The organism is Escherichia sp. E1V33 (assembly GCF_004211955.1).
Lineage (GTDB): Bacteria > Pseudomonadota > Gammaproteobacteria > Enterobacterales > Enterobacteriaceae > Escherichia.
The window spans coordinates 98,050-111,192 of the sequence record NZ_RHJI01000023.1 but is presented as its reverse complement, the minus strand read 5'-3'; the positions used below and the strand labels follow the sequence as shown (position 1 = coordinate 111,192).

The 13,143-nt window shown below is 48.8% G+C and carries 9 protein-coding genes; 2 read left to right on the top strand and 7 right to left on the bottom strand.

The window, feature by feature from the left end; all coding sequences use genetic code 11:
• The first annotated feature begins 182 nt into the window (after positions 1 to 182).
• Positions 183 to 1,418, top strand: coding sequence for an oligosaccharide MFS transporter (locus D9742_RS20590; protein WP_130238092.1), 1,236 nt, complete (start codon positions 183 to 185; stop codon positions 1,416 to 1,418).
• 127 nt (positions 1,419 to 1,545) lie between these two features.
• Positions 1,546 to 2,871: a 30S ribosomal protein S12 methylthiotransferase RimO gene (gene rimO / locus D9742_RS20585; RefSeq protein ID WP_001558886.1), complete on the top strand. Its 1,326-nt coding sequence runs from the start codon at positions 1,546 to 1,548 to the stop codon at positions 2,869 to 2,871.
• A gap of 46 nt (positions 2,872 to 2,917) precedes the next feature.
• Here rimO and D9742_RS20580 read toward each other — a convergent pair whose 3' ends face one another.
• The 7 genes from D9742_RS20580 to iaaA all read right to left on the bottom strand — a co-directional run bounded on the left by D9742_RS20580 (position 2,918) and on the right by iaaA (position 13,013).
• Positions 2,918 to 4,246, bottom strand: a complete 1,329-nt coding sequence (locus D9742_RS20580) for a GGDEF domain-containing protein (RefSeq protein WP_130238076.1) — start codon at positions 4,244 to 4,246, stop codon at positions 2,918 to 2,920.
• A 7-nt stretch (positions 4,247 to 4,253) separates the two neighbouring features.
• A complete protein-coding gene (locus D9742_RS20575; protein ID WP_130238075.1) occupies positions 4,254 to 6,602 on the bottom strand; it encodes an EAL domain-containing protein in 2,349 nt (782 codons plus the stop codon).
• Between the two features lie 177 nt (positions 6,603 to 6,779).
• A complete protein-coding gene (gsiD, locus tag D9742_RS20570; protein WP_130238074.1) occupies positions 6,780 to 7,691 on the bottom strand; it encodes a glutathione ABC transporter permease GsiD in 912 nt (303 codons plus the stop codon).
• A gap of 2 nt (positions 7,692 to 7,693) precedes the next feature.
• The gene (gsiC, locus tag D9742_RS20565) at positions 7,694 to 8,614 is read right to left on the bottom strand and encodes a glutathione ABC transporter permease GsiC (RefSeq protein ID WP_130238073.1); all 921 of its coding nucleotides are present in this window, start codon (positions 8,612 to 8,614) and stop codon (positions 7,694 to 7,696) included.
• 17 nt (positions 8,615 to 8,631) lie between these two features.
• On the bottom strand, positions 8,632 to 10,170 hold the full coding sequence (gene gsiB / locus D9742_RS20560) for a glutathione ABC transporter substrate-binding protein GsiB (RefSeq protein WP_130238072.1): 1,539 nt from the start codon (positions 10,168 to 10,170) through the stop codon (positions 8,632 to 8,634).
• A gap of 19 nt (positions 10,171 to 10,189) precedes the next feature.
• On the bottom strand, positions 10,190 to 12,061 hold the full coding sequence (gene gsiA, locus D9742_RS20555) for a glutathione ABC transporter ATP-binding protein GsiA (protein ID WP_130238071.1): 1,872 nt from the start codon (positions 12,059 to 12,061) through the stop codon (positions 10,190 to 10,192).
• Positions 12,048 to 13,013, bottom strand: coding sequence for a beta-aspartyl-peptidase (gene iaaA / locus D9742_RS20550; RefSeq protein WP_130238070.1), 966 nt, complete (start codon positions 13,011 to 13,013; stop codon positions 12,048 to 12,050). The genes gsiA and iaaA overlap by 14 nt, the downstream gene beginning before the upstream one ends.
• Positions 13,014 to 13,143 lie beyond the last annotated feature (130 nt).

Here is a 13,143-nt window from a genome sequence, read left to right as displayed (position 1 = left end):
TGATGTAAATCTCAAACATTCATTTAACATATTGCCTAATCATCGCAGTCAGGGTCAGAGTAAAAATGAAATTGTTAACGTATGACATTTCCGGAGATGCATACCAAAACAATAACCAGTAAGCACAGCTAATGCCTGTGCCAACGGTAAATGACCCAACGCCAGTGATTGAGGATATGGCTATGTTATTGCCCGGTAAACGTAATTATATTTTGCTCAGTATTTTCGATTTTCTGTACCTCTTCGCCTGGTCGGCAACGATGGCATTTTTTGTCATATGGACGACACAGCATCTGGAAATTACCGCCACACGCACAGGATTGCTTTATTCCGTTAATGCTTTCATTGCGTTATTAATGCAGCCGTTCTTCGGTTTCATCTCCGATAAATTTGGTCTTAAGAAACAACTCATCTGGATCCTCGTCGCATTATTACTTCCCGTAGGCCCATTCTTTATTTATGTGTATGCCCCACTTCTGGTTCATAACTTCTGGCTGGGCGCTGTTTTAGGTGGTGTTTACCTGGGGATCATTTTTAATTCTGGCTGTGGCGTTCTGGATTCCTGGATAGATAAAGTTTCGCGCCGTTATCATTTTGAATATGGTCGCGTAAGAATGTGGGGCTCTCTGGGATGGGCCGCCGCCGCGTGGATTGTGGGTAAATACATTGATACCAGCCCTAATCTCTCTTTCTGGCTGGCAAGCTGTGCCATTGTGATCGCCGCAATCTGCTTTATGTTTACCAAAATTGAACTGACCGAGGCGGAAATTGAAAAAACCAATTCGCTGAAAGCTATCCATGCGCTTGAACTGGCGAAAAATAGTCAGTTCTGGTTTTTATTGATGTTCACTCTGTTCGTAACGCAAATTTATGACACCTACGATCAACAATTCGCACAATATTTTTCGCTGCAATTTCCGACGCCAGAAGAAGGCAATCGCTGGTACGGAATTCTGGCTTCTGTCCAGGTCTGTGGAGAAACCTTATTTCTCTGTCTGATGCCGTGGTTTGTTAACCGCACTGGCGCCAAATGGGCATTAGTGATTGCCGGAACCATTATGTCGCTACGCATTGCCGGTTCTGCAATCCAACTGGGGCCAGTGTGGATTGCGGCCGTTAAAATGATGCACGCCATCGAAAAACCACTGATTCTGGTGTCTGTGTTTAAATTTATCGCGGCTAACTTTGATCATAAACTCTCTTCGACGGTATACCTGCTGGTGCTTTTTGTGGCATCCATCGCCACGGCAATCTATTCACCCATTGCCGGCTATCTGTATGACACCATTGGCTTTGCTGAAACCTATCTAATCCTGGGGGCGATTGCCGGTTGCTTCACGCTTATTTCGGTCTTTACGCTGCGGGACAAATCCAGCAGCCAGCCTGCGGAGGCGCTAACTGAAAACCCAGTAGCATGACAATCATTTGCGCCCCGATATTTGGGGCGTTTTCCTCACCTGTAGACCAGATTACGATACAAATTTTATCCAGAACTCTGTAGAATCCCTGCCCTGACCTTTCCTGTAACTGAATATTTTTTAAGCTATGAGCAAAGTAACTCCCCAGCCGAAAATCGGCTTTGTTTCCCTTGGCTGCCCGAAAAACCTTGTCGATTCGGAGCGCATTCTGACCGAACTGCGAACTGAAGGTTATGACGTAGTACCGAGCTATGACGACGCGGATATGGTGATCGTTAATACCTGCGGCTTTATTGACAGCGCGGTGCAAGAGTCTCTGGAAGCCATTGGCGAAGCGTTGAATGAAAATGGCAAGGTGATTGTGACCGGTTGTCTGGGGGCAAAAGAAGATCAGATCCGCGAAGTCCACCCGAAAGTGCTGGAAATCACCGGGCCTCATAGCTACGAGCAGGTTCTGGAGCACGTTCATCACTACGTGCCAAAACCGAAACACAATCCGTTCTTGAGCCTGGTGCCGGAACAGGGTGTTAAATTGACCCCGCGTCATTACGCCTATCTGAAGATTTCCGAAGGGTGTAACCACCGCTGCACCTTCTGCATTATTCCTTCAATGCGCGGCGATCTGGTGAGTCGCCCGATTGGCGAAGTATTAAGCGAAGCGAAACGTCTGGTTGATGCGGGCGTTAAAGAGATTCTGGTTATCTCCCAGGATACTTCCGCGTATGGCGTTGATGTTAAACACCGTACTGGCTTCCACAACGGCGAGCCGGTAAAAACCAGCATGGTCAGCCTGTGCGAACAGTTATCGAAACTGGGGATCTGGACACGTCTACACTACGTGTACCCTTATCCGCATGTGGATGACGTTATCCCGCTGATGGCAGAAGGCAAAATCCTGCCGTATCTGGACATTCCGTTGCAGCACGCCAGCCCGCGCATTCTCAAACTGATGAAGCGCCCGGGGTCGGTGGATCGCCAACTGGCACGTATCAAAAAATGGCGCGAAATCTGCCCGGAACTGACCCTACGCTCAACCTTTATTGTCGGCTTCCCTGGCGAGACGGAGGAAGATTTCCAGATGCTACTCGACTTCCTGAAAGAAGCACGTCTGGATCGCGTTGGCTGCTTTAAATACAGCCCGGTTGAAGGTGCAGATGCCAATGCCCTGCCTGACCAGGTTCCGGAAGAAGTGAAAGAAGAACGCTGGAATCGCTTCATGCAACTGCAACAACAGATTTCCGCCGAACGCCTGCAGGAGAAAGTGGGCCGTGAAATTCTGGTGATTATCGACGAAGTGGACGAAGAAGGCGCGATTGGCCGCAGTATGGCTGATGCACCGGAAATCGACGGCGCGGTCTATCTCAACGGTGAAACTAACGTTAAGCCGGGCGACATCCTGCGTGTGAAAGTCGAGCATGCCGATGAGTACGATTTGTGGGGTAGCCGGGTTTAATTAATTCAGGCCGGACAAAATCATTTGTCCGGCCTGTGAATAATGATTACTGCCAGCTAATCTGTGCCCTGCCGTTTTTCTTACTCTTATACAGTCGCTCATCCGCCAGCATTTTCAGCCGTTCAACGGTAGTACATTCATTTGAATGCGCTACACCGATACTGGTGCTTAAATTAATGCTTCCCACCTGGAAATGAACGATTTCTTTTAGAATCGATAGCAACTCTTCCAGCGTTCCGCCAGTATAAATCACCGCAAATTCGTCACCGCCGAAGCGGTAGACTTTACCTTTATCTACCGGGATCTGTGATTTAAGGATTTTCACCACTTTCATCAACACTTCATCGCCCAACAAATGACCGAAGGTGTCGTTAATGTTTTTGAATTTATCGACGTCAAACAGGCACAAATATCCGCCTTTTTCCGGCAGCGCTTTTAAATCTTCATCAAAGGATTTTCTGCCCATCGCTTTGGTCAGGTCGTCCAGGAACGCCGAGTTATACATACTGTAGAGTTTTTTGACATCGGCAGCCGAAAAGAAAAGCCCGCCGTCCAGTACGCGTTCAAAATGGTTATTAATAATGGCTTCTTTCTCCACAATACCACGATTGATCACTCTGCGTACCAGATAGAGGCAGCTGGTCCCCGATATAACCGCCACCAATGCGGCAAAAAAGATGATCAACATACACACCTGAAAATAAACGTCTTTTTTATAGGCAAACACATACAATCCTGTCGGCAAATAGGAGAAGTGCTCCATCGCTTCCGAAACAGTGAAGATGGCGTTTTTGGCGTTATATTCATCACCAGTAACCGGTTTGCCATTCTTAAAAAGTGAGAACATCAGGTTATCGCTGTCCATTGCCAGTGATTTTGACAGTAAAGAAAAGCGCTCCAGCCCAAGCAAAAATATCAGACTACGATTATGGCTAACCGGGTAGAGATAATAGACGAAGGTTTTACCATCAAAAGAGATAAACCCCGTATTCTTAACATGCAAATACTTAACCACCTGCATGATATTTGTACAATAGTTATTCTCGTACTCCTTTACCTGAATACATTCATCACTGGAAATCAGATAAGGCCCAACATCATACAAATAAGAAGGAGAAACCGAATCGGCATAGGCTGTGCGTAAGCCAACCAGCAATTGTTCTTCCGTAGGGTTTAGCGTATTGATGAGATCAATTGCCACACTACGGCGATATTCAGCAATATTTGCCACCGCAAAAGCAGTATCAATAACGGACTGTTTCAGGCCATACACCCGTTCTTTCACCATTTGAGTGTAGATCCCGCAGGCAACTGCCGAAATCATAATAAAAATCAGCAGACTGACTGTAAGTACGAATTTATTGATTCTGGACATACCTAAACTACTCTTTTACTAACTTTCCACTTTTATCCCAGGCAGAGAATGGCATAGGCTTCTGGTACAGATACCCCTGAGCCTGAACACAGCCTAATTTTATTAATTCACGCGCAACCTCTTCGCTTTCAACACCTTCTGCAATCACCGGGATCTGGTTATAGCGTGCCAGGTCGAAGATAATCCGCACAATTTTTCCTGCGGTGCCGAAAATATCGCCGGTAAATTGTGAGTCTACTTTTATGCTGTCAGGGTTAATTTCATAAAAACGTTTCAGGTTTGACAGCCCTGTGCCAAAGTCATCAATCGATATCCCTACCCCTTGTTTACGCAGTTGTGCAATATTGAGATAAAAATGTTCATTAATTCGTTCAATCACTGTTTCAGTGATCTCAATACAGATACTATTCGCCTGCAGATCATGTTCTTTCATGATAGTTGTAAAATGTTCATGAAAGTGTGGCTCGTTTAGCTGCCAGGGCGAAACATTAATATGCAGTAAGAAACCGTCCTTCAGGGCCGCACGCTGGCTAAAATGCCTGAACTCCTTCATCGCGGTTTTAATAATTTGATAGCCAAGTTCATTGATAAACCCAATATCTTCAGCAATCGTAATAAACTTCAGCGGTGAGATTATTCCTCGTTCCGCAGAGATCCAGCGGCATAATGCTTCTGCGCCGATAATGTCTCTGGTTTTTATATCAACAATTGGTTGATAGACTAAAAATAGTTCGCCTATTTCCATTGCATGGCGAATGTTACGCGCAATCCAGATATTCTCTTCAATTTCGTTGAGTTTCGCGTCATCACAGAAAATAAACTCAGAGAACATATGGTCACGGATACTGGAAATCGCCAGTTTCAGTTTTTCGGCATAACTCCAGGCGTTTTCACCTTTCAAAGGTTCACAAATGGCAGATTTGTGTATACGCAGATTACGATAACCAAAGCTGCTGTCAAAATCATTTACCATCGCTATTTTACGGGTAAATGTCTGTACATTTTCCCGGCACAATAATAAATAGAGATCGGCATTGAATGTCACTATATCGCAGCATTGCGCATATTTCTCGGCAATTCGCTGACACAGTTTCCTGACTATTTTATTTCGTTCCTCGACGCCAAACACAGCTTCGACGGCTTCCAGTCCGCACAGTTTGATGATCCCGACAGCCTGATACTGACTATTATTAGATTCAATAATCGCCATGTTTTTGATAAAACCACTCTCCTGATCGTAGGAGATTAGCGAGAGCAGTTTATTCGAACGTTCAATTTCGGCATCTTTCATTTCCGCTATGGAATTTTTGATGCTGATAATCTCTTTCGCATCGCCTTCACGGATTTTCAGCGCCTGCATTTGTTCAGTAGAATCGGGCAAAAACTCCAGCGTATTGACCAGTTCTGTCATTTCGGAAAATTGTCGACGAAACACACGCGTGGTCATTAAGTAAACCAACAGCAATACGACAATAATAAACGCAAATGGTAGATAAAAGAGTTTATCTGATGCGTTAAATAAATTCCCCGTGGGATAATAAAAATATATTTCGAACAACGAGTTATTTGGAACCTCCGCTGTTCTTGCGATATATTCCGTGTCGAAAGAATCAATAATGTTATAATTTCCTTCGCTATTATAAATAATCAGTTTTTCACGGGCGAGTTGGTTTTTGGCGATGATCTCATGGCCTTGTTTTAAAAACAGCACTTCATCATTCGCACTGATTTGATCAAGATATTCATTCAGATAGCGCCAGTTTAAGTCAACATGAATTTTATTAACCGCCAGTAAGTCACGGTCTTTGCCATTAATTCGCAGGGTAAAAGAGATACACTTTTTCCCTGGGCGATCAAAGCAGTTGTAGGCCGGATTCCAGCTACTGACCGAGTCATCTGATGCTACCGACCAGGGCCGCTGCGACGGGTTAAAGTCGGCAAAGATGACGCGTCCTGCCTCATCGATAAGCGGTCCATTTACTTTTTCCTGATGGTAAACAAGGATCTTATCATTCGCTCGACGTGAAAAGAGATAATATTTATTATCATCAAGTACTAATCCTACCGTGTCCAGAAATGGCATCATTTCCATTTTCAGAATGACGGCACGTTTAATCTCCTCACTGTTTTTCAATAAATACAGCGAATCCTTTAACGTTAAGGCAGCACGCTCAATATCTTTAAAAAAATAACCTACATTTTTTTGAATAAGTTCAAAGCGGCTATCGGCACGTTTTACCGCCCTTTCCGATACCAACTGATAGTTAATGATGAAAAAAAGACCGATAAATGACAGCGTAGCCAACAAAAATAAAATAATCAGCCTTATCTTTATTTTTTCGTATAAACTAAGCATGTTAATACACGTAACAAAATAACTATCAGTACGCTGCTCTTCTGCATAAATAGACTTTTAAAGCAGCATATTTACCCAATTGCCTGATTCTACAAAATCGGCAGAAAGTTACAACACTTGCGTATGGCAATAATTTCCTATGACGCCATTACTTTTTTAAGCAATATTCTGCCGTGACTAGGCTTTAATTTTCGGGTCCAGCGCATCGCGTAAGCCATCGCCCAGCAAGTTGAAAGCCAGTACGGTCAGGAAGATAGCGAGCGCAGGAAAAACCGCCACATGCGGCGCGATGACCATATCCGCTCGCGCTTCATTGAGCATAGCCCCCCATTCTGGTGTCGGCGGCTGCGCGCCCAGACCGAGAAATGAAAGGCTGGCAGCCGAGATGATCGAAGTGCCAATACGCATAGTGAAAAAGACGACAATGGAAGAAACAGTTCCGGGCAAGATATGGCGCAACAAGATGGTCATGTCACTGGCACCAATACTGCGCGCCGATTCAATAAAAGTTTGCTGTTTCAACACCAGCGTGTTGCCGCGCACCAGTCGGGCAAAAGCCGGAATGGAAAAGATGGCTACAGCGATAATCACATTGGCAATGCCGTTTCCTAACACCGCAACGACCGCAATCGCCAGTAATATGCCCGGGAAAGCAAACAGCACATCGCAAATACGCATGATTAATCGGTCCCACCAGCCTTCGTAATATCCCGCCAGTAAGCCCAATAGCGTACCGATCGCCGCACCAATAAAGACAGCAAACACACCCGCCGCCAGCGAGATTTGCGCGCCGACCAGGACACGGCTGAAAATATCACGCCCCAACGAGTCGACGCCAAACCAGTGTTGCAAAGAAGGTCCGTTATTCAGGTTGTCATAATCGAAAAAATTTTCGGCATCATAGGGGGCGATCCAGCGGGCAAAAATTGCCACCACAATCAATAAAATGACGAACAGTGCGGCGGCCATCGCCATGTGTTGACGACGAAAACGTCGCCAGAACTCATGCCACGGTGTACGTACCTGGTCAGGTTTTACCAATGGCATAGCATTTAACACCGCCTGACGTCGCCAGTTAAATAATCGCATCCTTACTTGTACCTGATAGCCGGGTTAATGGCGGCGTAAAGCACATCCACCACTAAGTTGATAAGAATAAACTCCAGCGAGAAGAGCAGAATTTCCGCCTGAATCACCGGGTAATCACGCATTTCTACCGAATCGACCAGTAAGCGCCCAAGTCCGGGCCAGTTAAATACTTTCTCCACTACGATGGAGCCGCCGAGCAAAAAGCCAAACTGTAATCCCATCATGGTGACCACCGGGATCATGGCGTTGCGTAAACCATGCTTGAGGACCACCCAGGTTTCGCTCACTCCTTTTGCCCTCGCGGTACGCATATAATCTTCACTTAAAACGTCGACAAACGAGGCGCGGGTAAAACGCGCCATCACTGCCGCTACCGCCGCGCCGAGTGTCAGAGAAGGTAATATGTAGTGCTGCCAACTGTCTGCACCTACGGTAGGCAACCAGCCAAGTTCAACAGAGAAAACCTGAATCAGCAGTATTCCGAGCGCAAATGCCGGAAATGAGATCCCTGATACCGCGATGGTCATACTTAATCGATCCGGCCAACGGTTACGCCAGACGGCGGCGATAATACCAGCCGCCATGCCGAACAGCACCGCCCAGACCATACTGGTTATGGTCAGCCACAGCGTTGGCATAAAGCGGCTGGCAATCTCATCGGCTACCGGACGACGCGACACCATCGACAGACCAAAATCGCCCTGCACGGCATTGCTGATATAGTGCCAGAACTGGTGATACAGCGGCTGATCCAGCCCCAGTTGCTGACGCACCAACTCGATGACCTGCGCATCGGCTTCTGGACCAGCAATCAATCGCGCCGGATCACCGGGTAGCATATGGACAAACAAAAACACCAGCACTGAGACAATAAACAGCGTCGGAATCAGCCCCAGTAAGCGTTTGATAACGTAATTAAGCATTCCTCTCCCTGCGTTGCTTATTGCAAATCCGCATCTTCAAAGCTAAAGCCAGTGTCTGGCATGATCCAAAAACCGCTCAGGTTTTTGCTGTGTGCCGACACCAGTTTTTCTACCACCAGCGGGATCCACGGCGACTCTTGCCAGATGGTATCCTGCGCCGCCTTATACAAGCGCGCCTTTTCCGCCGGATCGTTGGTTTTCAGGGCCTGGGCAAGCTCGTCATCCACCTGCTTATTGCTGTAAAACGCGGTATTAAACAGCGTCGGCGGCCAGTTCTGCGAGGCGAACAGTGGCGATAGCGCCCAGTCAGCTTCACCAGTCGAGGCCGACCAGCCAGTGTAGAACATTCGCACGCCGCTCTCTTTCTGCCCTTTACCTTCAACTTCTGCCGCCCGCTGCCCGGCATCCATCGCAGTCACCTGGGCTTTAATCCCGACCTGCGCTAACTGCTGCTGGGTAAATTGCAGCACTTTCTGCGCGGTACTGTGGTTATGTGACGACCACAGCGTGGTACTGAAGCCGTTGGGATATCCCGCCTCTTTCAATAGTTCGCGCGCCTTAGCCGGATCGTAAGGCCACGGTTGATAACTTTGCGCATAGGCAATACTCGGTGGCACCACACCAGTAGCAGGTACTGCATATCCCGCGAAGGCCACTTTCACCAACGCCTGACGGTTGATGGCGTAATTCAGCGCCTCGCGCACTTTTGGGTTATCGAATGGTTTCTGCGTCACGTTCATGCTGATATAACGCTGCATAATCGACGGGCTGGCCATCAACTCGATATTTTTATTCTTTTCCAGTAGCGCCGCTTGTTCATAAGGGATGGGAAAAGCAAACTGCGCTTCACCGGTTTGTAGCATTGCCGCGCGGGTGTTGTTATCCGCCACCGGACGCCAGGTGATGCTGTCCAGTTTGGGCAAGCCAGGCTGCCAGTAATCAGCGAATTTTTTAACCTTCACAAAATCGGTCTGGTTCCAGGTATCCAGTTCATACGGTCCGGTTCCGACCGGGTGAAAACCGATCTCCTTGCCATATTTTTCCAGCGCCGCTGGTGAAATCATCGCTGTCGCCGGGTGAGCGAGGATGTTAATAAACGCGGAGAACGGTTGCTTGAGGGTAATCTTCACCGTTGTCGGATCGACCGCTTCAGTTTTAGCAATATTTTTGTACAGATTATAGCGTTTTAGATGATTTGCCGGATCGCTGGCCCGGTCCAGATTCGCTTTGACTGCTGCGGCGTTAAAGTCGGTGCCGTCCTGGAACTTAATCCCTTCGCGCAATTTCACGGTGTAAGTGAGGCCGTCATCGGAAACGGTATAACTCTCCGCCAGCACGTTTTTCAGTTTCATCTCTTTATCCAGGCCGAACAGTCCCTGATAAAAAGATTTCGCCACTGCCTGCGACAACGTGTCATTCGCGTCATACGGATCGAGCGTAGTGAAGTTCGATCCCACTGCCACAACCACCTCTTTGGCAGCGAATGCACAAGATGCCATCAACGCTGTGGCAATGCCCAGCGCCACTAACCCACTACGGTGTACAGCTCTTGCCATTTTATTCTCCGCCTGAATGTTATCTACGCAAAAATGCGTACTCTGATTGTGGTTGTGCAACGTAATGCCCCGGCCCGACGCATTGCAACGAGACGGCAGCAACCTCTTCGCCACGCAGATGAATATTGCTGGGAAGATCGTCCGACAGCAGCACGCGCTGCGGTCGTTGTCGGGACGGTTCAGCGACCGGAACTGCCGCCAGTAATTTACGTGTATAAGGGTGCTGCGGATTTTCAAAGACCGCGCGCCGTGGACCAATTTCAACGATTTGCCCGAGATACATCACCGCCACGCGATGACTGATCCGCTCTACAACGGCCATATCGTGGGAGATAAACAGAAAGGCGATGCCATAATCACGCTGGAGATCGAGCAACAAGTTGATGATTTGCCCGCGGATAGAAACATCCAGCGCAGAAACAGCTTCATCGGCAATGATCACTTTCGGGTTCAGCGCCAACGCGCGAGCAATGCAGATACGCTGACGCTGTCCGCCGGAAAACTCATGCGGGTAACGCCATGCATGTTCAGGCAACAGACCAACGCGCTCAAGCAACCACGCAACGCGTGTAGCCGCCTCTTTACCCTGCAATAAACCGTGAACACGCAGTGGTTCCATAATCGAATCGCCAACCGTCTGGCGCGGGTCCAGCGAGGCGTAAGGGTCCTGAAAAATAAACTGGATGTCGCGACGCAATGCCTGAAGTTTGCCTGGTGAAAGGGTATCGATTCGCTGCCCTTTAAAGATGATTTCGCCGCCCTGCGATTCAACCAGGCGCAGCAACGCCCGACCGGTGGTTGATTTGCCACTCCCGGACTCGCCCACCAGCGACAACGTTTCGCCCGGCCAGAGATCAAAACTGACCTTCTCAACTGCATGCACTTCTCGCGTTACACGATTCAGTAAGCCACTACGTAAAGGGAAACGGGTCACCAGATTACGCACCTGTAAAACAGGTTCGCCATCAACCACCGTTTTTTGCTCGACAGCTCGTTCCTGTTTAGCCGGATTTTCAAGCGATATCAGCGGGAAACGGCGAGGATAATCCTGCCCTTTCATCGCCCCCAACTGCGGCACGGCAGCCAACAGCGCGCGGGTATAAGGATGCTGTGGCGCATGAAAAATCTGTTCGACGCTGCCCGTTTCGACCGCTTCGCCCTGATACATCACCAACACCCGATCGGCTATCTCCGCCACCACGCCCATGTCGTGAGTGATAAAGATGACGCCCATCGACATCTCTTTTTGCAATACTTTGATTAATTGCAGGATCTGCGCCTGAATAGTGACATCCAGCGCGGTGGTTGGCTCATCGGCAATCAGCACCGCCGGGCGGCATGACAGCGCCATCGCAATCATCACTCGCTGGCGCATCCCGCCAGAGAGTTGATGCGGATAACGTGAAAGAATGGTTTGTGCCTCCGGAATGCGTACCTGATCCAGCATCAGCTTCGCCTCTACCATCGCCTGTTCACGAGTGGCGTTTTGATGCAAACGGATAGACTCGGCAATCTGCTCACCCACAGTAAATACCGGATTCAGCGACGTCATCGGCTCCTGAAAAATCATCGCTATATCTGCGCCGCGCACATGCTGTATTTGCCTGGCACTCTGCTCGTTAAGATCAATCACTTCACGACTGCGTCGCCGCAATAGCATTTTATCGCACTGTACCAGACCGCCTGCTTGTTCCAATAGACGCATTAATGCCAGTGCTGTGACGGATTTACCGGAACCTGATTCCCCAACAATGGCCAGCGTCTCGCCGCGCCGCAAACGAAAAGAAAGATTGCGCACCGCAGCCACTTTCTGCTGGTCCTGCATAAAGGCAATATTGAGATTATCGACCGACAGTACATCACCGGCATCAAGTTCATCACTGTGTGGCAACGGTGTCCCCTTTTTCGCGGTAGATACCGGTGGTTGGCGTATCGCCTGCGTAGCCCCAGGCGCGATACATTCCTTCGGTGTTAAACGGTAGCGCGACGTTACCTTCATGGTCGATAGCGATTAAGCCACCGCTGCCGCCAAGCGCCGGGAGTTTTTCCATCACCACCCGCTCGCAGGCTTCCGCAAGGCTCAGACCGCCATAATCCATTAATGCGCCAATGTCATACGCCGCCATCGCGCGGATGAAAACTTCGCCCGTACCGGTACAAGAAACCGCCACACTGGCGTTATTGGCGTAGCATCCGGCACCAACTAAGGGACTATCGCCCACTCGTCCGGGTAATTTATTGGTCATTCCGCCCGTGGACGTGGCTGCCGCCAGATTGCCGTGTAAATCCAAAGCCACGGCCCCCACCGTACCCATTTTTTGTTTTTCATCCAGCGGAGCGCCGTTATGGTCGAGGACGGTTTCCCCTCCCTCACGCGCCGCCAGCAGCTGTTCATAACGCAAAGGCGTGGAGAAAATCTCCGGTGAGACGCGCTCCATGCCATGAGAAAAAGCAAAGTTTTCCGCCCCCTCGCCAATCATCATCACATGCGGGCTTTGCTCCATCACCAGACGGGCAGCAAGAATCGGATTGCGCAGATGGCTAATGCCCGCCACCGCCCCCGCTTTCAGTGTGTTGCCATCCATCACGCAGGCGTCCAGTTCATGGGTTTCATCACGCGTAAAGACGGCGCCAATTCCGGCGTTAAAGAGCGGACACTCTTCCAGCAGGCGCACCGCTTCTGTCACCACATCCAGCGCGCTTTCGCCCGCTTCGAGCATTTGCTGTCCGGTTTCAACAATGGCAGACAGCGCCTCAATGTAGCGTAATTCCTGTTGCAGACTCATCTGCGCGCGGCTAATTGCGCCTGCGCCGCCGTGGATTGCAATGACTGCTTTGCCCATAGTCTTCGTCCATTAAGGGTGGCTCGCCACTTTTGCTATAAATATCAGAATTTTTATGAATTACTCATTCAATTTTTGAATATAGAAAGATGTATATGGCATGTAAAGGCGAGCGTCTACTCTACGACCG